This window comes from Sphingobium sp. R-21 (assembly GCF_049913335.1).
In the GTDB taxonomy this organism is placed as follows: Bacteria; Pseudomonadota; Alphaproteobacteria; order Sphingomonadales; family Sphingomonadaceae; genus Sphingobium.
The window spans coordinates 100861-126251 of the sequence record NZ_CP184375.1 but is presented as its reverse complement, the minus strand read 5'-3'; the positions used below and the strand labels follow the sequence as shown (position 1 = coordinate 126251).

The 25391-nt window shown below is 63.2% G+C and carries 25 protein-coding genes; 6 read left to right on the top strand and 19 right to left on the bottom strand.

The genetic code is table 11. The features are described 5' to 3' along the window. Window positions 1–166: 166 nt before the first annotated feature. The 10 genes from ACN9MX_RS15415 to ACN9MX_RS15370 all read right to left on the bottom strand — a co-directional run bounded on the left by ACN9MX_RS15415 (window position 167) and on the right by ACN9MX_RS15370 (window position 11243). A complete protein-coding gene (locus tag ACN9MX_RS15415; RefSeq protein ID WP_363829320.1) occupies window positions 167–1966 on the bottom strand; it encodes an ABC transporter ATP-binding protein in 1800 nt (599 codons plus the stop codon). Further along, complete coding sequence (locus tag ACN9MX_RS15410) at window positions 1963–2790, bottom strand: ABC transporter permease (RefSeq protein ID WP_363736560.1); 828 nt, start codon at window positions 2788–2790, stop codon at window positions 1963–1965. Before ACN9MX_RS15410 ends, ACN9MX_RS15415 begins: the two co-directional genes overlap by 4 nt. Next, on the bottom strand, window positions 2787–3767 hold the full coding sequence (locus ACN9MX_RS15405) for an ABC transporter permease (RefSeq protein ID WP_363829317.1): 981 nt from the start codon (window positions 3765–3767) through the stop codon (window positions 2787–2789). The genes ACN9MX_RS15410 and ACN9MX_RS15405 overlap by 4 nt, the downstream gene beginning before the upstream one ends. Continuing rightward, the gene (locus tag ACN9MX_RS15400) at window positions 3764–5302 is read right to left on the bottom strand and encodes an ABC transporter substrate-binding protein (RefSeq protein WP_363829314.1); all 1539 of its coding nucleotides are present in this window, start codon (window positions 5300–5302) and stop codon (window positions 3764–3766) included. The genes ACN9MX_RS15405 and ACN9MX_RS15400 overlap by 4 nt, the downstream gene beginning before the upstream one ends. A 187-nt stretch (window positions 5303–5489) precedes the next feature. Then, complete coding sequence (locus ACN9MX_RS15395) at window positions 5490–6677, bottom strand: DUF1624 domain-containing protein (RefSeq protein WP_363829312.1); 1188 nt, start codon at window positions 6675–6677, stop codon at window positions 5490–5492. A gap of 271 nt (window positions 6678–6948) precedes the next feature. Continuing rightward, a complete protein-coding gene (locus ACN9MX_RS15390; RefSeq protein ID WP_363829310.1) occupies window positions 6949–8271 on the bottom strand; it encodes an aspartate aminotransferase family protein in 1323 nt (440 codons plus the stop codon). Beyond that, window positions 8268–9317 (bottom strand): phosphotransferase, encoded by a 1050-nt coding sequence (locus tag ACN9MX_RS15385; protein WP_363829307.1) that lies wholly within the window; start codon window positions 9315–9317, stop codon window positions 8268–8270. Before ACN9MX_RS15385 ends, ACN9MX_RS15390 begins: the two co-directional genes overlap by 4 nt. A 76-nt stretch (window positions 9318–9393) precedes the next feature. Further along, window positions 9394–9873 carry an Lrp/AsnC family transcriptional regulator gene (locus ACN9MX_RS15380; protein WP_363829305.1) on the bottom strand — a complete coding sequence of 160 codons (480 nt, stop codon included), beginning with the start codon at window positions 9871–9873 and terminating at the stop codon, window positions 9394–9396. Between the two features lie 122 nt (window positions 9874–9995). Beyond that, window positions 9996–10658, bottom strand: a complete 663-nt coding sequence (locus ACN9MX_RS15375) for a haloacid dehalogenase type II (protein ID WP_363829302.1) — start codon at window positions 10656–10658, stop codon at window positions 9996–9998. A gap of 120 nt (window positions 10659–10778) precedes the next feature. Next, window positions 10779–11243 carry an Lrp/AsnC family transcriptional regulator gene (locus ACN9MX_RS15370; RefSeq protein ID WP_133651507.1) on the bottom strand — a complete coding sequence of 155 codons (465 nt, stop codon included), beginning with the start codon at window positions 11241–11243 and terminating at the stop codon, window positions 10779–10781. A gap of 212 nt (window positions 11244–11455) precedes the next feature. On the opposite strand from ACN9MX_RS15370, the gene ACN9MX_RS15365 reads away from it, so the two are divergent. Next, window positions 11456–11944 carry an Lrp/AsnC family transcriptional regulator gene (locus tag ACN9MX_RS15365; protein ID WP_426387710.1) on the top strand — a complete coding sequence of 163 codons (489 nt, stop codon included), beginning with the start codon at window positions 11456–11458 and terminating at the stop codon, window positions 11942–11944. A gap of 55 nt (window positions 11945–11999) precedes the next feature. Here ACN9MX_RS15365 and ACN9MX_RS15360 read toward each other — a convergent pair whose 3' ends face one another. Next, window positions 12000–12716: a copper resistance protein B gene (locus ACN9MX_RS15360; RefSeq protein WP_363829297.1), complete on the bottom strand. Its 717-nt coding sequence runs from the start codon at window positions 12714–12716 to the stop codon at window positions 12000–12002. A gap of 286 nt (window positions 12717–13002) precedes the next feature. On the opposite strand from ACN9MX_RS15360, the gene copC reads away from it, so the two are divergent. Next, window positions 13003–13377, top strand: coding sequence for a copper homeostasis periplasmic binding protein CopC (copC, locus tag ACN9MX_RS15355; protein WP_363736552.1), 375 nt, complete (start codon window positions 13003–13005; stop codon window positions 13375–13377). 6 nt (window positions 13378–13383) lie between these two features. Continuing rightward, window positions 13384–14247 (top strand): copper homeostasis membrane protein CopD, encoded by an 864-nt coding sequence (copD, locus tag ACN9MX_RS15350; RefSeq protein ID WP_363829294.1) that lies wholly within the window; start codon window positions 13384–13386, stop codon window positions 14245–14247. 21 nt (window positions 14248–14268) lie between these two features. Here copD and ACN9MX_RS15345 read toward each other — a convergent pair whose 3' ends face one another. From ACN9MX_RS15345 to ACN9MX_RS15330, 4 genes are read right to left on the bottom strand one after another with little or no spacing between them, the layout of a single operon-like run. Beyond that, window positions 14269–14697: a GlcG/HbpS family heme-binding protein gene (locus ACN9MX_RS15345; protein WP_363736548.1), complete on the bottom strand. Its 429-nt coding sequence runs from the start codon at window positions 14695–14697 to the stop codon at window positions 14269–14271. Continuing rightward, complete coding sequence (gene glcF / locus ACN9MX_RS15340; RefSeq protein ID WP_363829291.1) at window positions 14666–16003, bottom strand: glycolate oxidase subunit GlcF; 1338 nt, start codon at window positions 16001–16003, stop codon at window positions 14666–14668. The genes ACN9MX_RS15345 and glcF overlap by 32 nt, the downstream gene beginning before the upstream one ends. Further along, window positions 16004–17149: an FAD-binding protein gene (locus tag ACN9MX_RS15335; protein WP_363829288.1), complete on the bottom strand. Its 1146-nt coding sequence runs from the start codon at window positions 17147–17149 to the stop codon at window positions 16004–16006. It lies immediately after the preceding gene. A gap of 25 nt (window positions 17150–17174) precedes the next feature. Further along, window positions 17175–18668 carry an FAD-linked oxidase C-terminal domain-containing protein gene (locus tag ACN9MX_RS15330; protein WP_363829286.1) on the bottom strand — a complete coding sequence of 498 codons (1494 nt, stop codon included), beginning with the start codon at window positions 18666–18668 and terminating at the stop codon, window positions 17175–17177. 284 nt (window positions 18669–18952) lie between these two features. Between ACN9MX_RS15330 and ACN9MX_RS15325 the strand changes: the two genes are divergently transcribed. Further along, window positions 18953–20053, top strand: coding sequence for a Gfo/Idh/MocA family oxidoreductase (locus tag ACN9MX_RS15325; RefSeq protein WP_363752469.1), 1101 nt, complete (start codon window positions 18953–18955; stop codon window positions 20051–20053). A gap of 37 nt (window positions 20054–20090) precedes the next feature. After that, on the top strand, window positions 20091–20993 hold the full coding sequence (locus ACN9MX_RS15320) for an NADP-dependent oxidoreductase (RefSeq protein WP_363752466.1): 903 nt from the start codon (window positions 20091–20093) through the stop codon (window positions 20991–20993). Window positions 20994–21051: 58 nt separating this feature from the next. Here the strand turns inward: ACN9MX_RS15320 and ACN9MX_RS15315 are convergent, their stop codons facing one another. The 4 genes from ACN9MX_RS15315 to ACN9MX_RS15300 form a co-directional block, all read right to left on the bottom strand. Beyond that, the gene (locus ACN9MX_RS15315) at window positions 21052–22236 is read right to left on the bottom strand and encodes an epoxide hydrolase family protein (RefSeq protein WP_363829284.1); all 1185 of its coding nucleotides are present in this window, start codon (window positions 22234–22236) and stop codon (window positions 21052–21054) included. Next, window positions 22229–23041, bottom strand: coding sequence for a metal-dependent hydrolase (locus ACN9MX_RS15310; protein WP_363736536.1), 813 nt, complete (start codon window positions 23039–23041; stop codon window positions 22229–22231). Before ACN9MX_RS15310 ends, ACN9MX_RS15315 begins: the two co-directional genes overlap by 8 nt. A gap of 69 nt (window positions 23042–23110) precedes the next feature. Continuing rightward, window positions 23111–23953: an alpha/beta fold hydrolase gene (locus ACN9MX_RS15305; protein ID WP_363829281.1), complete on the bottom strand. Its 843-nt coding sequence runs from the start codon at window positions 23951–23953 to the stop codon at window positions 23111–23113. A 96-nt stretch (window positions 23954–24049) separates the two neighbouring features. Next, window positions 24050–25147: a helix-turn-helix transcriptional regulator gene (locus ACN9MX_RS15300; RefSeq protein WP_363829279.1), complete on the bottom strand. Its 1098-nt coding sequence runs from the start codon at window positions 25145–25147 to the stop codon at window positions 24050–24052. A 97-nt stretch (window positions 25148–25244) separates the two neighbouring features. On the opposite strand from ACN9MX_RS15300, the gene ACN9MX_RS15295 reads away from it, so the two are divergent. Continuing rightward, window positions 25245–25391, top strand: a complete 147-nt coding sequence (locus tag ACN9MX_RS15295) for a hypothetical protein (protein ID WP_363829277.1) — start codon at window positions 25245–25247, stop codon at window positions 25389–25391.

Below are 25391 nucleotides of genomic sequence, written 5' to 3'. Positions count from 1 at the left end.
CGATCTCTTTGCATCGGTCATCTGGAAACTTGCGATTGCATGATGATCGCCGCAGGTCGGGCGGCGAGATGCGTACCATCAGCCGGGAAAGGCCGTCCAGAGCGGGGCTATCGGCCAGCACAACCGCTCTTTTCTCTGTTGCCGGCTTCCCTGACTGGAAATCGCTTTAGGGCACGAGATCCTCTTCGGTCCGGTGACATAGTACCGCGTTACCGGCCGACATCGTGCGGCGCGGCGGCGGCAAGACATCGCAGATGTTCGCCATGGCCATGGGGCAGCGCGGCAGGAAGCGGCACAGGTCGGGCCGTTCCCCCATATGCGCAAAGGGTGCCCTCGCAACGGCGGTTTCGTCCGCCAGCCAGTCGGTACGCATTTCGGGAACGGACGAAATGAGAAGATCGGTATAGGGATGGTAGGGCGCGGCGGCATAGCTTTCGCACAGGCCGCTTTCCACCCGCGTCCCCCGGTAGAGCACGACGATTTCGTCGCACAGCGCCTTCACCGTGGCGATGTCGTGGCTGATGAAAAGATAGGCGACGCCCAGATCCCGGCGCAGATCGGCCAGCAAGTCGAGAATTGCACCACGAACGACGGTGTCGAGCGCGGAGGTCACCTCGTCGCAGAGGATCAGGTCGGGCTCTGCCGCCAAGGCGCGCGCAAGGTTGACGCGCTGCTTCTGGCCACCGGAAAGTTCGTCGCAACGGCGACCGGCCACATTGGCGGGAAGCCGGATGAGATCGAGCAATTCAGCGACCCGGCGTTGCGCGTCCACCCTGTTCATGCCGTGGTAGAAGCGCAGGACGCGGCCGAGAATGTCTTCGACGCTGTGCGCCGGGTTCAGCGCCACGTCGGCGTTCTGGAACACGATCTGGATGCGGCGCAACTGTTCGCGCGTGCGCCCGCCGACCGTGGGGGCGAGCGAAGTGCCGTCCAGCGAAACGGTCCCGGCGGTCGGCGCGAGCAGGCCGGCGACGACGCGCGCGACCGTGGACTTGCCCGATCCGGATTCGCCGATGACCCCGACGGCGGCACCCCGGCCGACGCTGAGGCTGACGTCGCTCAATACCGGATGAGCCGGACGGCCCGCCTTGTCCACCGCGCCATAGCCGGCGAAAACGCCGTCGATCGTCAGCAGGGGTGCTTTCGCGCGCACGCCGGGGCCGCGTGCCTCGACCACTGGGTTGGCGGCCGCAATCAGCATTCTGGTATAGTCGTCGGCCGGCTCTTCCAGGATCCGGCCGACGCTGTTCTGTTCACGCACCCGCCCGCGATTGAGGACCAGTATCTGGTCCGCCATCTGTGCAACCACGGCAAGATCGTGCGAAACATAGACGCCGGTCGCGCCCTGATCGCGTACGACCTTGCGAAAGGCCTGCAGCACTTCGACCTGGGTGGTCACGTCCAGCGCGGTTGTCGGCTCGTCGAAGATGACGAGGTCCGGTTTCGTGATGAGCGCCATCGCCGCCATCAGGCGCTGAAGCTGGCCGCCCGACAATTCATGCGGATAACGGTTGCCGATCGTCTCCGGGTCCGGCAGCGCCAGCGCGCGGAAGAGTTCGACCGCGCGGGCGCGGGCAGAGGCGGCGGATGCGGTGCGATGGATCAGGGCGGGCTCGATCACCTGGTCGATGACGCGGCGCGAAGGGTTGAACGCGGCCGCCGCGCTCTGCGCGACATAGGTAATGCGGTGTCCCCGCTGGGCGCCAAGCGACGCACCGCCCTGTCCGGCGAGGTGCGCTTCGCCGACGCGGATGTCCCCGCTGATGCGGGCGCCGCCGCGGCCATAGCCCATCAGCGACAGGGCAATCGTCGTCTTGCCGGACCCGGATTCGCCGATCAGCGCCAGCATCTCGCCGCGCGCGACGTCGAAGGAGACATCGTCGACGATGCGCAAGGGCCCGCCGTCCGGGCCGCGCACGGTGACACAGAGGTTGCGCACCTCCACATGGGGGGCAGTCCGGTTCATCCTTTCCCTCCCTGCGTCGCCGCGTCGATGAGCAGGTTGACGCCGACCGTCAGGCTGGCGATCGCCGTCGCGGGAACCAGAATGGCAAGCGCGCCTTCGCCAAGGCCCGACACATTTTCGCGCACCAGCGATCCCAGGTCCGCGTCCGGCGGCTGCAGGCCAAGGCCCAGGAAGCTCAATCCCGACAGGAGCAGCACGATGAAGACGAAGCGCAGGCCGATATCGGCGAACAGCGGACGGATCATGTTGGGGAGCATTTCCACCAGCGCGATGTGCAGGCGTCCTTCGCCACGGGCGCGCGCGACCTCGACATAATCGAGACGGGCAAGACCCACTGCCAGGGATCGGGCAATGCGAAAATTGCCGGGAACATAGGTGATGGACACGATCAGCGTCAGCAGCACCAGCGAAGAACCGAAAGCAGCCACCAGAACCAGCGCGAAAATCTTGCTGGGTATGGAGATCAGCGTGTCCATCGCCCGCGACAGCAGTTCATCCAGCCAGCGCGGTCCAACCGCGGCAGTGAGCGCAAGGCCGGTTCCCGCCGCGACCGCCAGCGTGACGGCGATTGCGGAAAGACCGACGGTGAACCGTGCGCCTGTCAGCAGGCGGCTCAACACGTCGCGGCCCAGATAGTCGCTGCCGAACCAGAAATGGCTGCTCGCGCCGGCGAAGACTTCCTCGCTGACGAAGGAGCCGGGCGGATAGGGTGTGACGAACGGGCCGACAATCGCGGCGATGATCCAGAAGGTCACAAGCGCCAGGCCGATCTTGCCCGACGGGGGCAGCGCGCGCGCGCGGCGAAGGAGGTTATGCGGTTTCATCCCTGGCGCAGCCTTGGATTGGCAAGGATCGCGATCGTGTCGGCGATCAGGACCAGCAGCAGATAGGTGGCACAGAATATCATCGCGCAGGCCTGAAGCAGGGGCATGTCGCGCGACGTGACGGCATTGACCATGAGGCTCGCGAGCCCAGGATAGCTGAAGATCGTTTCCACGATGATCGCACCTCCGAAAAGATAGGACAGGCTGAGCGCCATGGCGTTGACGATGGGGCCGACCGCATTGGGCAGGACATGCCTGACGATCAGGCGGTTCTGCGACACGCCTTTCAGCCGCGCCATTTCGACATAGGGGCGGTCAAGCTCTGCGATGATGGCGGCGCGGATCATGCGCCCAAGCTGCGCGACGACGCCAACGGCCAGCACCATGACGGGCATGGCATAGGCGCGCACGAATTGGCCGAAACTGGGATCCTGCGGCACCAGCGCGATGGAGGGCAGCCATAGCAGTTCCACCGCGAAGATCAGCACCGCTATGGTTGCGACCAGGAATTCCGGCAGCGCGACCATCGACAGGGTCAGGATATTCAGCGCGCGGTCCAGCTTGCGGCCGCGCGCGATGGCCGACGCGATCCCGATGAGAAAGGCGAAAGGCAGGGACACCAGGGCGGAAAGCGCCGCGAGCGTCAGCGTGTTGGGCAGGCGCTCCGAAATAATGTCGGCAACCGGCTTGTTGGCGACCAGGGATTGGCCGGGATCACCCACCATCATGCCCTGCAACCAGAGGACGTAGCGGACCGGACCAGGTTGATCGAGACCCATTTCATGGCGCAATGCGGCGACCTGTTCGGGCGTGGCGGTCTGGCCCAGAACCTCCTGCGCGGCATCGCCCGGCAGAAGGCCGCTGATCGTGAAGATCACCATCGAGACCAGCAGCAGCGTCAGCAGCGCCAGTCCAATGCGCCTGGCGATCAGCCGCAGCGGCCCGCGCCAACGGGAAGAGACGGCGGCGGCGCTCATGCGTCCCACCACACATGTTCACCGAAGGTATAGGCCATGAAGCCGCCCAGCGGGATCGGGAATATTCCCTTCAGGCGGCGGTCGAACCCGTCCATCAGGCTTTGGAAGGCCGGTATGGCGACGCCGCCATATTCATGGACCAACCACTGCATTTCGCCATAGATCTCCTTGCGCTTTGCCTCATCGGTCGATCGGCGCGCCTCCAGCAGCAGGCGGTCGAAACGCGCGTTGTTCCAGCCGGATTCATTGGCGAGCGCCTTCGACTGGAAAAACAGGCTGAACATCAGGTCCACGGTCGGCCGCGGATTGGTGTTGCCGAAGGTCATCGGGTGCTTCATCCAGTGCGTCGCCCAGTAACCGTCGCTGGGAACCCGATTGACCGCCAGCTTCAATCCGGCCTGTGCCGCATGTTCCTGAAGGATCGATGCCATGTCCACCGACATGTTCGCCGCCGGCGAGGCATAGACAGCCAGGCGCGCGCCCAGAAGCCCTGCGCGCTTCAGATGAAAACGGGCCCTGTCCGGGTCGAACGGCCGCTGGGGGATGTCGGGATTGTAATAGGGGCTGAAGGGGGGGACCGGATGGTCGTTGGCGATCGTGGCATAGCCGCGGAACAGCGCGCGCTTGATGAGTTCGCGGTCCTGCAGATATTTCATCGCCAGCACGAAGTCGCGATTGCCGGTCACCGGATGCTCCCGCCTCATGATCAGGTCGGTGAACAGGCCTGACTTCGTTTCCATGAAGCTGTGATTTGGGGATGCCCGCACCCGCTTGACCGAACCGGGGCTGACGGCGTTGATCATCTGCACGTCGCCCGACAACAGCGCATTGACGCGTGAAATCTCGTCGGGAATGGCGATCACCTCTATCTCTTCCAGATAGGGGCGCCCCGGTTTCCAGTAATTGGGGTTGCGGTGGACGACGGTCCGGATGCCGGGCGCGAAGGCGCGGCAGATGAAGGGGCCTGTGCCGTTCGCCACGCTGAAATCGCGGCGGCCATTCTCGACGATCAGGAAGTGCGGCTGGGCCAGGATGACGGGCAGGTCGGGATTGGGGCCGGTCAGCCGGAATTCGAGTTCAAGCGGGCCGGTCCTGCGCGCGCCGGCAAATTGTTCGGCGACCGCCTGCACCTTCGATCCGGTGGCGGGATCACGATGGCGCATCAGCGAATAGACGACGTCGTCGGCGGTCAGCGGCTTGCCGTTATGGAAATGGACGCCCTTTCGCAGGCGGATATGCCAGACGATATTGTCACGCGTCTCGATGCGTTCGGCCAGTCCCGGCAGGGCGCGCAGCTGGCCGTCATATTGGGTGAGGCCGCTGTAGATCAGGTACAACCGCATGAAGTCGGTCGAAAGATTGCCCTTGGCAGGGTCCAGCGTGTCGGCGGTCGAGGCGGCGATGCTGGCGACGCGAATGCGCCCGCCTATCCTGGGCCGACCTGTCACCGCGCCCGCACCGCTCAGGGTCGCGCCGGCGGCCAATCCGCCCAGCAGCATCCGGCGGGAAAGATCGGTGGAAATCACGTCAACCATAAGGGTCTTCTCATTCCTCACATATCTGCAATTTCCACCGCCAGCAGCAGTTTGCCGGGGTAACCATATTGTCGGACTGCGCCTCGATCACTGCATGAATAATGTTGATATGTCGGGGCAGCAGTTTCCGTGTTCCTCACGACCGGGTCGGGTGATGCGACATGTGGATTGCCCGACAGCATCGGCCTCAGAAATATTTGAGCCAGCTGATATCGCGACGGCGACGTTTCAGGCGAGCATACCATATCGTGGGCAGGTACAGCGGTACGATCATCGCGACATACCAGACCAACACCCAATTATAGTTGTTGAAGGCGTAGAAGGCGCCGCTGTTCGGTCCCCATATGCCGAGCGCGCTGTGATAGAGAATGCGCAATACGGTAAGGTGTAGGATGTAGAAGAACATCGGTGCGCCGCCGAATACGGCCAGGGCGGTGACCAGGCCTGACGTCCTGATCCGTTCGAACAGCACGAGCAACAATGCCCCCCCGCCGAGCGTCGGCATGAGAAAGAGCAGTGAGGGCGGATATTTGGTCAGCGAGATGAAGGCGATGATCGTGCGGACCGGATCGCCATCGACGACGGACCAGGGCTTGTCGCCATAGACATTGAGCAGACGGAGGGCAATGAAGCCGGCGATCAGGCCAAATCCCAGAGTGAGAAGGCGTCGCTGCCGGGTTTCTTGCGAAACTTCCGGGCGGAACCAGGGGCCGATGCCGAAGCCGAGGGAAATGACGCCGATCCAGGGCAGGATCGGATAGGTCGTCTTGGCGACGAAGCCGAACGGCAGGGCAAAGGTGTCCCGCTGATGCAGCATGGCCCATAGCGGGAACAATGCATCATCCTGCGTCAGGCGGATCGGATCGAGCAGGTTGTGGAAGCAGACGAGCGCCAGTCCCAGGGCGATCAGCGCCGGCCGGGGCAGCCGCATCAGCGCGGCGAGGATGATCATGCACAGGCCGATGCACCAGATGACCTGTAGCCAGAATGTGGGTTGCGGAACGATGCCCCAATAGAGTTCGCTCAGATAGAAGACTTCGATCGCCATCAGCAGCAGGCCGCGCTTCACCAGATAGGAGGTCGTCTCCTGAACCGTATGATTGATGCTGAACAGATAGACGCCCAGGCCGGTAAGAGCGACGAATATCGGCGCGCAGAAACTGACGGCGAAGCGTGCGAAGCCGATCGCCGGCAAGATCGTGCGCGCGTCGATGGGATCGGTTACCGCATAATGGGCGAACCAGGTTTCGCGCAGATGGTCCAGCAGCATCAGTACCATCACGAAACCGCGCAGCGCGTCGATATTTTCCAGGCGGACTCGCGCGGAAGCCTTCGCGTTTCCTGAAGCGGCACTGCCGGCGGTTGGAGGCGCCATTGATATACTTCCCATCGTCCACTTCCTTCCCGCGGGTTCGATCTCCACGGCATCATCATGACGCGACAGCCAAGTGAAGGACATTGAGTTTGCGCCTGTTGCGGCGCTTGATGCCACATCTTGTCGCCGCTGTGGAAGAATCTGCCGCCCCGGGACTCGCGGTGGAACCGCAGGGACCCGGCCTGTGCCATGCAAGCAGGGCGGCGGAGTCTTGTATCCAGCCGCCCGCCAAAGTCGTCATGCAGGGAAAGCGCCGACCGTGCCGATCAGATCAGGCTTCCAGCGCCTTGTCGAGCACGTCGACGAACAGGTCGACATTCTCGCGGCTGAAGATCAACGGTGGCCGGATCTTCAGGATGTTATGATCTGCGCCGCATGCGCTGATGAGCACGCCATTGTCCCGCATCGCATTCACGACCCTGGTGGTGCGGTCGCGATCGCTGGCCTGGGTTTCCCGGTCGGTGACAATGTCGGCCGCGACGAACAGGCCGGCCCCGCGCACATTGCCCAGGCAATCGTGACGCGCCCGCAGCGCGTCGACCTTGCTCAGCAGATAGGCGCCGACATCCCGCGCATTGTCCATGATCCGGTCGCGCCTGATGACCATCAGCACTGCCGCGGCGGCCGCGCACGACACGGCGTTGCCAGCAAATGTATTGAAATAACGGGACTTCTTGCCAAACTCCTCCACCACATCATGTCGGGTGAGAAGTCCGGCGATCGGTTGTCCATTGCCCATCGGCTTGCCCAATGTGACGATGTCGGGATCGACGCCGTGGCGTTGGAAGCCCCACATATGGCTGCCCGTCCGTCCGAAGCCTGGTTGCACCTCATCAGCGACGAAGATGCCGCCGGCCCTGCGGATCGCCTCCACCGCGCCCTTCAGGAAGCCTGGCTCCTCCGGCAGGATGCCGTCGCTGGTGAAGATGGAATCGACGATCAGCATGGCGGGGCGGATGCCGTGGCGCTTCATGTCGGCGATCGCCCTTTCCACGTCGCGGGTGAAGCGGTCGGCGACATTCGGCCCGCTGCGATAGGCGGCGGGTGCGGGAACCGTTCGAACATGCGCGCCCAGCGAAACGCCTTCGCCCAGGGTCGGAGAGAATTTCGACACGGCATCGGTGATGCCGTGATAGGCGGTCTCCGTGATGACGACGCCGGTGCCGCCGGTGCGGACCTGCGCGATGCGATAGGCCAGGTCGTTCGCTTCGCTGCCGGAGCCTGTCAGCATCATGTGCGACAGGTCGCCTGCCACCGTCGAAAGCAGGCCGTCGGCCAGTTCCAATATGGTCTCGTGCAGGTAGCGCGTGTTGGTGCAAAGCGTTGCGACCTGCCTGGTGATCGCCTCCACGACATCGGGATGGCAATGGCCCAGCGATACGACATTATTATAGGTGTCGAGATAGGCCCTGCCGTCCGCGTCATAGAGCCACACGCCCTCACCCCGGACGAAGTGGAGGGGTTTCTGGTACATCAGGCGATAGGCCGGGCCCAGCAGCCGGTCGCGCTGTTCGATCAAACGCGCTTCGCGCGCGTCCAGCTCGACCTGGCCGGGGATGAAGGCGTTGACGGATGATGTGTCCACAAATGTCATTGATCGTCTCCTGACAGGCAGAATTGCAGCAACCGGCTGTTCGCCTCTTCGCGGGAAAGCCGGGCGATATGCTCCAGGCCCGCCCATGCGAGGCCATTGTTGCGCAGGATATAGGCGCGGTTTTCCGGGTAGCGCTCCGCCCGCCATTCGGTGATCAGGACGGTGATGACCAGGCGGGCCATGACCAGATCCAGCAGGACCGCCTTTTCGGCCGGCCGCAGCGGCAGCAGTTCATGATAGGCGCCGATCATCTCGGCAGCGCTCAGCAGCGGATCGGCTCCGTCCGCAAGCTGATAGGCGGCGGCGGTCGCGATCTCGCTCACCAGCGGGCTGTGGATGACATCGCCAAAATCGATGATCGCGGCGACCTCGTCGGTTCTGTCGGGCTGGACCAGCACATTGCCCAGATTGAAGTCGTTGTGAATGACCTGCGCGCGCAGCGGGGGCAGGGCATGCAGGGTGATCGCCTCATAATGGTCCATGAACTGCCGGACCTGCCTGCGCCGCTGCGCGTCCATGATGCTGTCGATCATGCCGCTCAGCCGATGCGCCGCCGCGACATTCCACAGCAGGTCATGGTGAGCTGCCGGGTGCGAGAAGTCATGGAGCGCCTGGTTCAGCCCGGCCAGGCACCGGCCCAGCGCCTGGCGCTGGCTGGTGGAGCGGGGCGATTGGACAAGCGGCGTACCCGGCAGGAAGGTGAGCATCCGCAGGATGGAAGGGCGGCCGTCATCCAGCAGGATCGGGGTTTCATACGTCCCCTCGACCGAGGCGACGAGGCGCGGCACCGGCAGCGAGGGCGCCCGGTCCCTCAGATGATTGAGAACGGCGTTCTGAAGATGGACGATGTCGACCGCTTCGGCGGGATTGGAGATTTTGAGAAGGAACTGGCTGCCGTCCGGCGCGACCATTCTGAAATTGCGGTCGCGCTCCCCGCCCAGTTCATGCGCTTCCAATATCCTGCCATAATGGGTCCGTACCAGCGCCTCGGCATGTTGCGCGCCAAGCTGTGGCGGTCGGGTCGTGAGCGTAGGATCGATCAGCATATTCTAGCCTATGGTTATTCAGCGTGGAACGGCGCAGTCCATGTGTCCATCCTGCGGAAGCATGGTCGGGGCTGGGTCAGTCGGGTGTCTGGACAAGATCCAGAAATCCGCGATCGCCGGGATCGAAACTGCGGACGACGAAATAGCTGAAATAGCGATCGACCAGCCCGCTTTCCTCAACGATCCTCATGATCGTTTCGCAATAATGGGAAACCGATCGGGTCAGGAGCTTCAATATATAATCGCAATCCCCGCTGACCCGCGCGCATTCGCAGAGTTCATCGATGGTTTTCAGCTTCTGCTCGAACCGTGAAACCGTGGCCATGCGTCGGTCGTGGAGCGTGATCTCGGCGAAAACCGTGACCAGCTCTCCCACCGCCGCCAGGTTGATGCGCGCTCCATAGCCCGTGATATAGCCCGCCCGTTCCAGTCGATCGACCCGCGTCAGGCATGGACTTGGCGACAGTCCCACCATTTCCGCCAGCAGCGAATTGGTGATGCGCCCGTTTCTTTCCAGAACGGACATGATCCGCAGATCGGTGCCATCCAGTTTCATGGGCCTTTTCACGGGAACAGCATCTCCACTTTGTTCCTGGCAAGCAAGGCGGCCGCCCTGGCCCATGCTGTCCGCGGAACGGATCCGTTGGAGCGGCGGTCGCGCCTGATCATCAGGGATCCCTAGAGCCCGAGCAGACCGGGGAGGTCGTTGAAGTCGCGGATGCGGGTGATGCCAAAATGATCGGTCGGCGGCTCATGCCCGCGATCGACCAATATCTTCGCGCCAAAGCCCAGGTCATGCGCGGTCATCAGGTCGTAGCGCGGGCTTGACGATACATGCATCATGTCTTCGGGCGCGCAACCCAGCCGGTCCAGCATATATTCGAACGGGCGCATCAGCGGCTTGTAGGCCCCCGCCTCCTCGGCGGTCAGCACGGAGTGGAAGGGAATGCCGATGTTGCGCGCGCTGTGCGGGATCAGATCGACCATGCTGTTGGACAGGATCACGAGGGGATAATGCTCGGCAATCCTCGCCAGCGGCCCCGGTACGTCCGGATGGGGCTGCCAGGTGGGGACTGCGTCGTACAGCGCCTGGATATCGCGCGGGTGGAACGACACTCCATGCTTGCGGCAGGCGCGTTCTATCGAATTTCCGACCACGTCGAAAAAGGGCTTCCATGCGCCCAAGACTTCATCCAGGCGAAAAGCGCGAAACGAGTCGATGAAATCGTCCATCTTCGACGGCTCGACCCGGTCGGAGAAAAGCGCGCGCGCCGTCGGCCCCATGATGAAGTTGATCATCGTGCCGTAGCAGTCGAAACTGATGAATTTGGGTCTGAACATGACCTTGCGCCTTTGCTGTCGTTGAATGTCCCGAGGGTAAGGGGATCGAAACGGAAATTTCCGCTGTCGACCCGATTTTCGGAAGCAGTAACTTCCGATTTTCGATGCAGCGGCAGAAGATCAGTCGTCGATGGGCAGCGATTGGTTCCGGATGGGCGTTGCCGAAACGATGAACACCGAATAGCTCTGAATGCCCAGATCGGCCTGCCACATCTGCTCCAGGATACGGGCAGGCCCGTCATAGCCGACGGCAACGATCTTCATGAGATAATCGAACTTGCCGTTGACCATGTGGAATTCGACGACTTCGCGAATGCGCAGCACGGCCTTTTCAAACTTCTGGGCCTCCGCCCGGCGGTGATTCTTGAGGACGACCTGAACATAGGCGGTGACGAAATTGCCCAGTTTCGCCAAGTCGAACTGTGTTTCATAGCCGCAGATGATGCCGGCCGCCTCCAGCTTCTTGACCCTTGCCAGGCAGGGACTGGCGGACAGGCCTACCGCATCGGCCAATTCGACATTGCTGATGCGACCATCGGCCTGGAGCCTGCGCAGGATCTTAAGGTCAATCCGATCGAGCTTCATTGCACTGGTTGATCCCATTGAGCCGGGCGGTCGTCCACGGCGCCCGTGAGCCGACAAGGCATTTCGTCAGGATAGAAGCGCCGGCGGAATAATTCCTCCTTTGGGTGGGCGATGAAAATATCAATCCGGTGTTTCGATGATGCTTCCCGACAGATTATGCTGCGGCAAAGCTTATAGCATGGCGCGATGCACGCTGTCCCAGGGGGATGAAAGTGGAAAAGCTCGACCGGCTTGATTTCAAGATATTATCCTATCTCCAGGACCATGGCCGCGTCACCAATGTGGGCCTGGCCGACGCGATCGGCTTGTCGGCCAGTCCTTGCCTCAGCCGTCTCAAGCGCCTTGAAGATGCGGGCTACATCAAATCCTACGGCGCGCGCGTCGCGCTGGAAAAGCTCGGCGATTATCTGACGGTGTTCACGGAAGTGACGCTTGCGGATCACCGGATTGCCGACTTCGACCGTTTCCTCTCGCGGGCGCGGGAGATATGCGAAATTGTCGAATGTCATCATGTCAGCGGCGGCTATGATTATTTCCTGAAGGTCGTCGCGCGCAGCGTCGTCCATTATCAACGGATCTTTGATTCCCTGCTGGAGAGCGATGCGGGGATCGAAAAATATTTCAGCTATATGGTGCTTGATTCGCCGATCATGCGCGACGTCTATCCCATCGACAGCCTTTTCCGTCATCGGCAGGAGTGACGTTTACCTCATGTCTTTCGCGCCGCAGTTTTGGGTGCGCCCCTAAGTTGTCGGGTCAGAGGTTGAAGCCGAAACCGATCACCGCCATTGTGGAGCCGACGCTCTCTCCCCCGGAGCGAGCCAGGCGGCGCGTGCTCCCGAGCAGGCGTTCGTGAACGATCGCGGTGTAGAAGGTCGCCTTCTGCGTCAGGCGATAGCGCAAGCGCAAAGACCCTTCCCCTTCGGTAAGACCCGGCTTTACCGACTCCTTGCCTATTGCCTGCGCCGACCAGCCGATCGCGATCCGTGGCTCCAGATAGAAGTGGCGGGAAAGCGGCAATTGATAGATGATCTGCGTTTCCCCGGTCAGATCGCCGTCGTCGGACAGAAAGGCATAGCCCTCCCAGTTGAGGCGGGTGCCGACCGTGCCCTGCGCGCCGATCGCCGCATGGGTGTCGCGCGGATGGGGTCTGAAATCCTTGCGAACGCCCAGCAACATCGTCGTATTGCCAAAGCTGCGGCCGTAAAAGAGTCGCATCTGCACCTCGTCGATCTGCCCGCGCAGCGCGCCCCCGCCATTCGTCACCAGCATGAACTGGTCCCTGGTATCGCCATAGGAAAAGGTGCCGTCCCAGAAGAACAGGTCATCTCCCTTGGCCCCGCGCAGTTCGAGCAGGTCGAAGCCGCCGCTCAGCGCCCATGTGCCGGCGGCATCTCCATCCTGGGCCGCAGCCGGGGATGCCGTCAGCGCTGCGCATGACAATGACAAGCCCATGCAGGCGAAACGCAGCATCTACCCTGGTCCATTTTCCGTTTGATTGGGGGAGAGTAAGCGGCCGTGCCCGCCGCGTTGACGCAAAGCGCCCATCGACCCGAACGGTTGATGACAAATTGCAGCGTACGCGCAGCAGCTTATGCCGAACTGATTTTCATTATTAGCTGGCGGCCGAAGCGGGCGCCGACGAGGGACGGGCGTTCCCGCATGTCGATCGGCCCGCATGGAAAAAATATGCGCGCGGAGTAAGGGATGACGTGGGCTGGTGCGTAATTGCCGTCATCACCCCGATGGAGACAAAGCCATGACCCGCGCATTCCTGACCTTCGCCGCTGCCTTTGCGATGGCGTTGCCCGGCGTTGCCGCCGCGCACAGCAAGTTGGTCTCGTCCAGCCCGGCCGCCGATGCGACCGTGACGAAGATCAACAAGCTGACCCTCACCTTTTCGGAGACCTTCCTGGCGCCGATGAGCGGCGCTGAACTGACCATGACGGGGATGCCGGGCATGGCCAATCATGCGCCGATGCCGATCAAGGGCTTCAAGACCAGCGTCGAGGGCAAGACAATGACTCTCGCCTTGCCCCGCGCTCTGCCCGCCGGCACCTATAATCTCAAATGGCATATCGTCGGCGCCGACCAGCACAAGATGGAAGGCGGCTACAGCTTCACGGTCAAATAAGCTGCCATGACCGAGGGGGCGCTCATCGCCGCGCGCTTTGCGCTGATGCTCGACCTTGCCCTGCTCATGGGCCTGCCGCTCTTCTGGTGGGTCATGGGCATGGCGGGCCGAAGCGCGACGCTGATCATTCTCGCCATCGCCGGGGCGGCGCTGTCCGTGCTCTGGTTGATGGCCAGCGCGGCATCGATGACGGGCGCACCGATCACGTCGCCGGATTGGGCGACGGCACGGATATTGCTGACAATGACGCCCATCGGCCCCGTGCTGGCGGTCCGGGCCGCCGCACTGCTGCTGGCGCTCCTGCTTGCCGGCATCGGCTCGATCCGCCCGACACTCCTGCCGGCTGCCATTGCCGCTGCGACGCTGGCCTGGACGGGTCATGCGGGCGCGACCGAAGGGCTGGCGGGCACGATCCACCGCGTGGCGGATGTCGCGCACATCTGGGCCGCGGCAGGCTGGATCGCTGCGCTGGCGGTATTGCTTCACGCCCTGCTGACGGTGAATCCCACCCGCACGGAAGCGCGACGCGTCGCCAGGATGCTGGCACATTTTTCCGTCATGGGTACGCTGCTGGTCGTCACCCTGGTGATCAGCGGCGCGGTCAACGCCGCCATGATCGTGGGGTTGTCCGATCTGCCTGCGCTAAGGAGCAGCCGGTACGGCTTGCTGCTGGGCATGAAACTGACGCTGTTTGGCCTGATGCTGGCTCTGGCGGCGCTCAACCGCTGGCGGTTGACGCCAGCGCTGGAACGCGGAACACCGCAGCAGGCGACAAGGCATCTGCGGCTGTCCCTGACGGTCGAGACGATCGCCGCCCTCGCCATCATCGGCCTGGTGGCCTGGCTTGGAACGCTCGACCCTCTGGGGTGAAGCGCGATCGCCTTTCCGTGCCTAGGCCTGTGGCGAGAGACCTGCGGCCATGATGCCTGCGAGGACGGCCTTTTCATCATTGTCGGAAAGATCACCGGAAATGCCGACGCCGCCGATCGGCTGGTTATCCGCGTCGACGACGATGACGCCGCCGGCCGCGGGAATCAGGCCGCCCGCTGCGATCGGACCCAGCGAGGCGATGAAGGTCGGACGTTCCGCCGCCATGTCCGCGATCTTGCGGGATGAAAGACCCAGCATCAGCGCACCGCTGACCTTGCCGAGCGCGATCTGGAAGCGCCCTGTCGAGGCTCCGTCCTGCCGTTGATAGGCTATGACATGGCCCCCGGCGTCGACGACGACTGCGGCAAGCGGCTTGTATTTGGCTTCTGCGGCATGGGCGAAGGCGGCCGCGATGATCCTATTGGCCTGGTCGAGCGTGATGCGGGTCATGGGAATATCCTTTTTCCAGATGTTTGAGGGACGAAGGGGCCGGCCCTCCGCTTGCCCAATCGAGAAGTTCTATCGTGTGCGCGATGGGGGTCGCCGCCCGTTGGCCGATCTGCATGGCGCAACCGATGTTGCCGGTCGCGATGACGTCCGCCTCGAGCCGGTCGAGATTGGCGGCCTTCCGCTGGCCGAGTTGGCCGGCGATGTCGGGCTGAAGGATATTATAGGTGCCCGCCGATCCGCAGCATAGATGCGCTTCGGCCGGACTGCGGACGGTAAAGCCCGCACGGGTTAGAAGCTGCTTGGGTGCTTCCGTCACCTTCTGGCCATGTTGAAGGGAACAGGCGGCGTGATAGGCGACGACGAGGCCATGTCCGTTTGCTGCCGGCATGTCCACCGTGGCCAGGAATTCGGAAATATCCTTGGCAATGGCCGACACGCGCTGCGCCTTTTCGGCATAGGCGGGGTCGTTCCGCAGCATGAAGCCATAGTCCTTGATCGTCGTGCCGCATCCCGAAGCCGTGATGAGGATCGCGTCGAGACCGGCGCCGTCCATTTCGCGCATCCAGGCATCGACATTGCGCCTGGCGGCGGACAGGCTTGCCTCTTCCCGCCCCATATGGTGGACGAGCGCGCCGCAGCAGCCCTCACCCTCTGGAACAGCGATGTCGAAGCCGGCGCGATCCAGCACACGGATGGCGGCGGCGCGAAATTCGGGTCGAAGCACGGGTTCCGCGCATCCCTGCAACAGCGCAACGCGGCCCCGCCGGGTGGCAGAGAGACGCTGCGGATCGGGAATTTTCGCGGCAATCCGGGCGGGCGCCAGTTTCAGCATCGCGGCGAGCGGGCGCAGGGCCGGCCATTTGTCGAACAGGGGCGCGACAGGCCGTGCCAGCCTCGCCAGCCGCAGGGCAAGACGGAACCGTGCAGGATGGGGCAATGTCCACGCGAGCAGCGCGCGGAACAACCGATCCTGAAACGGCCGCTTGTACCGGTCATGGATATAGGCGCGGGCATGATCCACCAGGTGCATGTAATTCACGCCCGACGGGCAGGTGGTCATGCAGGAAAGGCAGGAGAGGCAGCGGTCGATATGCTTGACGATTTCCTGCGTCGGTTGCGCCTGCTTCTCCAGCATGTCCTTCATCAGGTAGATGCGTCCGCGCGGACTATCCAGTTCGTCGCCCAGCAGGACGTAGGTCGGACAGGTGGCGGTGCAGAAGCCGCAATGCACGCATTTGCGGATGACCGCTTCGGATGCCTGCATTGCCGGGTCGGCCAGCGCCGCTTCGGAAAAATTGGTCTGCATCTAGAACCGCCCTGTTTCGAACACGCCATTGGGATCGAAAGCGCGGCGCACCCGCGTTTCAAGCGCCGCGACGGCTGGCGCGGCGGGATGGAAGGCGGCGATCCGATCGCGCAAATCCGTTGAGCCGCGCACCAGCATGGCATGGCCGCCCACGCGCGCCGCCGCATCGCGGATGATGGCCGGATCGCCATCCACGGCTGCCCAGATCAGGCCGCCGCCCCAGTCCAGCATCCATTTCGCGCCCAGCGGCTCGATCGCCGCGACGATGGCTGCTCCTTCGCGTGGCGCCACGTTGATCCGCCAAAGGGGAGCATCGCCCGCCAGCGGCCTCAGTGTCCTGAGTTCGGACCAGAGATGATCCGCGACATCGCCCTCCAGCTGCCGCAGATCCCCGACGTCGGAAAAGAGCGCGTCCAGCATGGCGCACCGTGCCGTCACGGAAGGCCCGAATCCCTCGACCTTCAACAAGGTGAGCGACGCGCCGCCCTGGACCTGCCCCGGAATATGCGCCGCGGCCGAGACATCGGCCTGCGAGCCGAGCGCGCGTGACATCAGGCGTATGGCATCGGCGTCGGCGAGGCCTTCCATGGCTTTCGTCACGGAAAGGCGGGGCCGCGGCAACACTTTCAGCGTCACTTCGGTCAAGGCGACAAGACGCCCCCAACTGCCACTGACCAGCTTGGAAAGGTCGTAGCCGGTCACATTCTTGACCACCTTCGCCCCGGCGATGAATGTTTCTCCCCGGCCGGAAACTGCGCGGAAGCCAAGCAGATGGTCGCGGGCGCTGCCCTGGGACACGCGTTGCGATCCCGCAATGCCGGCGGCGACGACGCCCCCGATGGTGCTGGCGCCTGCGGGCCGGCCAAAGACTGGCCCGTAATCGAAAGGAGCGAAGGGCAGTTTCTGTTCGCGGCTGGCGACCAGCGCCTCCACCTCGGAGAGCGGAGTGCCTGCCCCGACGGTAAGGACCAGCTCCGCGGGATCATAGTCCACGATGCCGGAAAAACCGCGCATGTCCAGGCAGCGGGCATTTTCGACATGCCGGCCAATGTCGGACTTGGTCGCGCCGCCGGTGATCGCCAGCCTTTCCCCGTCGCCTATTGCCTGGGCAATCGCGTCGCACAGATCGGCCTCGGACCGAGGCATGAGGTTGTTGCTCATCGAAACCCTATCAGAAGCGCGGCAGGTCGGGGAAAGGAAGCTGGCCATGATGCACATGCATGCGGCCGAGTTCCGCGCAGCGATGCAATGTCGGAAATACCTTGCCGGGGTTGAGCAGCAGATCAGGATCGAAGGCGCATTTGACCCGTTGCTGGTGGGCAAGGTCGATTTCCGAATACATTTCGGGCATCAGGTCTCGCTTTTCGACGCCCACGCCATGCTCGCCGGTCAGCACGCCGCCCACCTCCACGCACAGCCGCAATATGTCGTTGCCGAACGCTTCGGCCCGGTCCAGCTCTCCCTCCTTGTTGGCGTCGTAGAGGATGAGCGGGTGCAGATTGCCGTCGCCGGCGTGGAATACATTGGCGACGCCAAGCCCATAATGTTTGGACAGCACGCGCATGCGTTGCAGCACCTCCGGCAACCGACGGCGCGGTATGGTCCCGTCCATGCAATAATAATCGGGCGCGAGACGGCCCACGGCGGGAAAGGCCGCCTTGCGTCCGGCCCAGAAGGCCATGCGCTCGCCTTCGTCCTGTGAAATCCGGCAAGACACCGCGCCATTTTCATTGGCGATGCGCTCCACCTCGCCGATCAGGTGGTCGCATTCGGCGGCCGGGCCGTCCAGTTCGACGATCAGCAAGGCTTCGACGTCGAGCGGATATCCGACCTGCACGAAGGCTTCGGCGGCGTGGATGGCGGGCTTGTCCATCATCTCCATCCCGGCGGGAATAATGCCCTCGGCAATCACGTCGGCCACGCACTGTCCCGCGCCTTCGACGGTCGAAAAGCCGATCAGAAGCGCGCGCGCGGTCTGGGGCTTGGGAAGGATCCGCACCGTCACTTCGGTAACGACACCCAGAAGGCCCTCGGACCCCACGACGACGCCCAGCAGATCAAGGCCCGCCGGATCCAGTTGCCGGCCGCCCAGCCGGACGATCTCGCCATCCATCAGCACCAGTTCGACGCCCAGGACGTTGTTGGTGGTCAGCCCATATTTCAGGCAGTGCACGCCACCCGAATTTTCCGCGACATTGCCGCCGATCGAGCAGGCGATCTGGCTGGAGGGGTCGGGCGCGTAATAAAAGCCGCGATCCTCCACGGCCTGGGTGATGGCGAGATTGGTCACGCCCGGCTGCACGATGGCGATGCGGTCCTCATAGTCGATGTCGATTACGCGCTTGAACTTGCCAAGGCCAAGCAGGACGGCGTCGGCCAGCGGCAGCGCGCCCCCCGAGAGCGACGTGCCCGATCCGCGCGGCACCACCTTCACCCCCTCGGCATGGCACCAGGCGAGTATCCGGGACACCTGCTGCGTCGTTTCGGGAAGGACGACGAGCAGGGGCGGCTGGCGATAGGCGGTCAGCCCGTCCGATTCATAGGGGCGCAACCCGTCCGGGTCTTCGATCACGCCCTCGCCGGGGACGATCGCGCGAAGCGCCGCCGCGATCTCCGCCCGTCTGGCGATCACATGTTGGTCCGGGGCGGGCATTTTGAGCGACATCGCAAATCCTTCTAATCGAGCGTTAGAGGATGCGCCATTGCTGTTTCGACATGCAAATGGACGATGCCGCCGTGTGAAGCTGTGCCACAGGATGCTTTGGCAACTAAGGAAGGTGCTATCATCGAAATGCCGGGTTCCATGACGCCGGGATATGGTCTCCCCCTCTCAGACCGGGGCCATCGAACGATGCCGCGCCGGGTTCGGCGAGGGTATCGGGTCCGCCCATGCCGCATGGCCTCCAGCCTCTTTCGCTGACCGGCAATCGCATCGGGAGAGAAAAGTCCATGAAAGACCTGAAAGTTGCCGTTGTCGGCACCAACATCGGCTGCACCTTGCACATTCGCGCTCTGCGCGCTGCCGGCTTCACCGTGACCACGCTCGTCGGAAGGGATGCGGAGAAGACGGCGTATCGTGCGTCCCATTTCGGTATCCCCCATGCGCTGACCTCCTATGAGGCTGCGCTCGACAGCGACGTCGATGCCGTCGTGATCGCGACGCCGCCCCAGACCCACCATGATTTCACGATGCGCGCCCTGGCGGCGGGCAAGCATGTCATTTGCGAAAAGGCGTTCGCGCTTGATATCGGCCATGCGCAAGAAATGCGGGACGCCGCCTCGGAGGCCGGGGTCGCCAACATGATCAGCCATGAATTCCGCTGGTTCCGGCAAAATGCCCTGGCGCGGCGGCTGGTAAAGGATGGCGCGCTGGGCGCCCCCATCCACGTCGTCGCGCAGTTCGATCATACGCTCTGCGCGCCCCGCTCGCTGGAACTGCCGGACTGGTGGATGACGCATGAGGGCGGGGGCGGCTGGCTGCGCAATTACAATGCGCATGGCATCGACCTGATCCGCTATATGGTCGGCGAATTCGCGGCGGTCGCGGGTACGGTGCATCCCGGATCGGACCGGGGCATGACGTCCGATGACAGCTATGCCTTCGCCTTCCTTCTGGACAATGGCGTCCAGGGCGCGATGACCGGGACGTGCAGGACGTGGGATCCGTTCGCGACGACGCGCATCACCGGCGCCGACGCCGGCGTGTCGATCGGCTGGACCTATGATGTGGCGATGAGCAGTGCGGACGGCGTGCAGCAGGTGGCGGCGCCGGACGATCTGCTGCAGGAGCTTCGCGGCGGAGGCCCGGAGGTGAGCGCGCCGCAGGAAGCGCTTCCGACCATGGAGGATACGCCCTATGTGCAGACCCACAGCAGCGATTACGGCTTCGTGGAGATGGTCGGCCTGACGTCGGCATTCAAATCCTGGATTGCGGACCCCGCTTACAGGAACCCTGCTATAGCCACGTTCGACGACGGGCTGGCGCATGTCAGGGTCATCGACGCGGTCGAGCGATCGCGCAAGGAAGGGCGCTGGATCGAGCTGGCCTGACCAGCGATGGAATTTCCACTGTTTTAAGGAGAGTGACGTGAAGGCTGTACAATTTGAAGAGCATGGTCCGCCGGAAGTGCTCAAGCTCGTCGAGCTCGACCCACCCAAGGCGGCGGCCGGGCAGGTCCAGATACGGGTGACGGCGATCGGGGTGAACCCGGCCGACTATAAGTGGCGCAACGGCTTCAGCCTGCGCTATTATCCGCTGCCCCTGCCGCATGTGCCCGGCTATGACGTGGCGGGCACCGTGTCGGCCGTGGGGGATGGCGTGACGGCGCTGCGCGTCGGGGACCGCGTGTTCGCGACCGTCAATGGCGCCTATGCCGAATATGCCGTCGCCGACGCGGCGCATTGCGCGGTCATTCCGGACAATGTCGACGACGCGCAGGCCGCTGCCCTGCCTTGCCCTGCTTTGACGGGAGTCGAGATGGTGGAGGAGGGGGTGGCCCCGCTCGGTGGCCAGACTGTGCTGGTCACCGGCGCGACCGGCGGCGTGGGCCGCTTCGCCGCCTGGGCGGCCAAGGGGCTGGGATGCCGGGTCATCGTTGCTGTCCGTGACGCCTATGCCGATGAGGCAAGGGCGTTGGGCTTTGAGGAGGTGGTTGGTTTTGACGATCCGCTGCCTGACGATCTGCGCTTCGATCATGTCGCGGACACAGTGGGCGGAGCCGCAGTCGGCCGCCTTTGCCGCAACCTCAAGCCCGGCGGCAAGATCATCACCGTGGCCACGACGCCGATCGAAGGCGAAGGATTGCCTGCTGAGCCGAAGATCTTCGGCTATCATGGCGATGGGGAGCGGCTCGCCCGGATCGTCAATGCGATCGCCACGGGGGAAATGAAGATGCCCGTTTCACGGACATTGGCTCTCGCTCACGCAGCGGAAGCGCACCGCCTTGTCGAGGACGGCGGCGTGCGCGGCAGGGTGATCCTGATGCCCTGATCCTTGAACCGAGCCGGCGGCCCTCGTGCGGGGACGCCGGCCGGTGAGCCGGTTCGGCCTATCTGAATGCCCTGAAGAAGCCGGTCAGTTCTGCAACGAACAGATCCGCCGCATCCTGTGCCGGAAAGTGCCCGCCATGGGGATGAACCGCATAGTGACGCACATCATAGACACGCTCAAGCATGCTGCGCGGGACGGGTGGAATCAGGTCGTCGGCAAACAGCATGAAACCCGCCGGAACGCTGATCCGCGTTCCCGGCGGGATGACGCTTTCATGCAGGAACCCGTAAAGCCACATCGGCGCCGACGGTCCGTTGATCCAGTATATCATGATGTTCACGAGCAGATCATCGAACGGGAAAGGCGGGCCACCATCGGCGGCGGGCGTGCTCCAGGACCTGAACTTGTCGATGATCCAGCTTGCCAGACCCATCGGCGAGTCGCTCATCGCCATCGCCATCGCATCGGCTTTATGGCCCTGGATCGCCTGATAGGCATATTCGGGATCGGGCGCCAAAGCGCGCTCGAGCCACTGGGCTTCCTCCGGGCTAGGGCCGGGGCCAGCAGGATCGGGCGCGATAAATCCGCCTGACGTCGAGAACAGGAGCGCCCGCAACCCTTCGGGCGCAAGCTCCGCGAGATGCCGTCCCGCCAGACTGCCCCAATCGGACCCGAAAATGACATAATGATCCAGTTGTAGCTGGCCGCACAGCTTGTCCCACAGCGCGCTGATCTGTGCGGCCGATATCGGGCTGGCGGGCGGCGGGGAAAAGCCATAACCCGGCATGGACGGGATGATCACGGTAAAGGCGTCCTCAACCGCCCCGCCATGTCGTTCCGGATGCGCCAGCCGGTCGATCACCCCGTCAAATTCGACGAAGGAACTGGGCCAGCCATTGAGCAGCACCAATGGCAGCGGGTCGGGGCCGGAACCCGGCTCCACCACGACATGAATGTCCTGCCCGTCGACGTTGACCATGCGCTGGGCAAAGCGGTTGAGGCGTTGCTCGTGCGCCCGCCAGTCGAAACCCTTGCGCCAATGGTCCAGCAGCTTTGCCGCCGCTTCCAGCGGCATCCCGTGCCGCCAGCCAGCGCCGGCTTCGACGCGTGGCAAGCGGGTCCGTGCCAGCCGGTCCGCAAGATCGGCCAGCACGTCGTCGGCGACCGCGATCCGGAACGGACGGCCCGCCTTCAGGCAGAGTTCGGCGGCAGTTTCAGCCTGCCCTTCAAAAGCATCAGACAAGGGCAGTCTCGATCTTCGCCATGTAGGAACGATAGGCCCTTGGCTCAGGGTCCTTGCGTGGATCGTGGAAAGGCAGCAACGCCTTGAGAATGCGGGGCAGTGCCAGTTTCATCACCTTTCGGCCAACGGCTTTGGATCGTTTATGCATTTCGGCGATCTGCTCGGGCGTCATGGCGAGTGAATCCTGGGTGAAGAGATAGTCCTTCACCATCCTCGACATGCCCTGCAGGTGCTTCAGCTGGAAGAAGAAGCCATGGATACGCTGGAAATAGCCGACGCCGAACATGCGCGCGACGTCGTGGCAGACGGTACGATGCTCATATTCCTCCATCAGGTGCCACTTCCACAATGTCACGACATTCTGATCCGCATTGCCGATCAAATCCTCTATCTCATCGAGCCAGACGAGAGCCATGGGCGGGCCGAGCGTCTCGAAGCCTTCGCAATAGGCGCACAGGAATTTGAAGGACTTCGTAGCCAGCAGCCGTTTGAACTCCGCTTCGAAATGGCGTTCGAAATGGGCGATATCATATCCCCCGCGCGGCAATATCGCGTTGAACGCGGCATGGAGCGCAGTGTGATTGCCTTCCTGGCGGATGAAGGTGCGAATGTCCGCCTTGAGCCGCGCATGCCCGGGCTTGGAAGCGTCGAGCTTCGCATTCGCCTGGGACATGACGCGGTTCAGAAAACGCTCGAGATGGGGAATCCAGAGCGACGAGGCGTTCATCTGCTGCGCGAATTCGCCATGGGGCGCCCATCGCGCGGAGGTTTGGGAAAAATCCACATCTGGCTTGCGAACGCGCATGACGAACAAACCTCCGGCTCCATCCTTCCAACATAGCAGTTTTCCGGCAACCGCCCCCGGCCGTCCGGACTATTCGCGGGTCAGGAACGCCATGACCGCGCTTTCGAACGCGGCTTTCTGCTCGATCATCGCCCAGTGGCCGCATTTGGGGAAAATGTGCAGTTCCGCATTGGGAATGAGGCGGAGGGGGAGAAGCGCCCCGTCCAATGGCGTGACCCGGTCGTCACGACCCCATGTCAGCAAGGTGGGCGCCTGGATCTTGGGGAGGTAGGCGAAGCTCTGGACGGCGTCGGGTCCGGCCATCGCCTGCGCGATGGCGGCAAGGCCGGCGCGGGAGTAGATTTTCCGGTTGGTTTCCAGCGCCTGGGGCTGCGTTGCGGTACTGAATCGCGCATCGATCAGCTCCTCGGTCAGGATCGACTGGTCGAACACCATCGAGCGGAGCCAGAGAATGATCTGCTCCCGCGTCGGGTTGGCCACGAATTCCGCGAGCCGTTCGACCCCCTCATAGGGGAAAGGATTGAAGATCGGCACGCCCACGCCGCCGATCGTCACCAGCCGCGTGACGCGATCGGGATGGGCGGCCGCCAGCCGCGCCGAGATCAATCCGCCGAAGGAGTTACCGACCAGGCTCGCGCGTTCGATCTTCAGGCTGTCCATCAGGTGGATCACCGCGTCGACGGTGCCGGCAAAGGGATCGCCGGCGATGCCGGAACTCTCGCCATATCCCGGAAGGTCAGGAACGATGCACCGGAACCGCTCTGCGAAGATCGGAGCGTTGCCGGAAAAATTGCGCCACCCCGTCACGCCGGGCCCCGACCCGTGCAACATCAGCAGAGGCGCGCCGTCACCCATGTCATGATAGGCGATCTGGCCTTCGCCAAAGGGTATCGTCATCTGGGTTTCCGGCATTCTGCTTCTCCTTTCGCGAACTGATTCGCGAGGGGTGGACCAGAGCGTCCCGGCCCGCCACGGCGGAGGGGACTAGATCGGAAATTTATTCGCCCGCTATTGGCTCATCGCAAGGGCGAGAACGCTGGTCAGCACGAACCGGACCACGTCCGCCTGCCCCCGGGCACCCATCTTGGCATAGATCCGCTTGGAATAGTTGCGAGCGGTCGCTTCCGAAATGCCCATCTGCGCGGCGGCCTCCGCAATGGATGCGCCGCGACAGATTGCGACGGCAAGGCGCGCTTCGCTGGGGAGCAGGCCGAACAGTTCCGCGATCTGTTCATGCCGGTCGACCATGGAATTTTCATCGTCCTGCAGGAATGCGGTCATCACGGCGGTTCGTCCCGTCGATGCGACGGGATTGGCGATGGGGATGAGCAGGAGGGAGAGCCATGGATCGTTGCTGATGCTGAGCGCCCGCGGCTGGGTTGCGCGGCGCTGCGCGATGTCGCTCACTGCAGTGGAGAGGCGCATGTTGAGATCCCTGCCCGAAGCCGTCAGCCTCCCCGAAGGAGAGACAGTGAGCGGTCCGTTGCGACGCAGCATATGACGCGCCTGATGGCTTGCCTCCACAATGGTGCCGGTGGCGTCCAGGCTGATCCAGCCGAAATTCAGACGGCTGATGGCATTGTCGGAAATCGCCGCATGCACGCGCTGATTTTCCATCGTCACATACGTCTGGAGCGAAATGCGGAAATGCGCGGCCACCTGCTTCAGAATGACCGAATGGTCGGGGGAAAATGGCAATTCGTCCCGGCCAAGATAGAACCACGCGCCAATGCCGCTCGGTTCACGGACACGCACGCCCAACATATGGCGCAAGCCCCGCGGGATGAGCAGTTCGTCGACATAACGCCTGTGACCGGGATTTCCGTTGTCGATCAATCGGTCCAGTCCGTAGACTTCCCCTTCCTCCAGATTGCCGTTGAGATAGGGGTCTAGCCTGTAGAATCCCTCCTCATACATGCGGGGGATGTCGGGCAGGGCGGCTGGACCGGCGAACAGTTCCAGGGGGCTGTTGGGCGGCCGGTCCATCGGTCGGAACAGAATACCGGCATAATTGGCATGGCAGACATCCCTCAGCCGATGCAGAAACCGATCCCATGGAGGCGTTTCGAACGGTCCCCCATGCAGAGCGATGAGCAGCTCGCTCATTTGCGTCACGTCCAGCACTGCGAGAGTCCCATTTGGTAGGTTCGGTACCGCCAAGCCATGCCTATCTTCCGCGCAAACAGCAAATGAGGAGAGTCGCATGGCTGCGGAACTGGAACAGGGTCATGACCAGATCTGGGCCGATTATCTTGCCGGGCAGAACATGGCCAGGGATATCTGGATGAACTCCCCCTGGGTTCGCGATCGGCAGGAACGAAGCAGGGCGTTGATGCAGGTGACGTCGTGA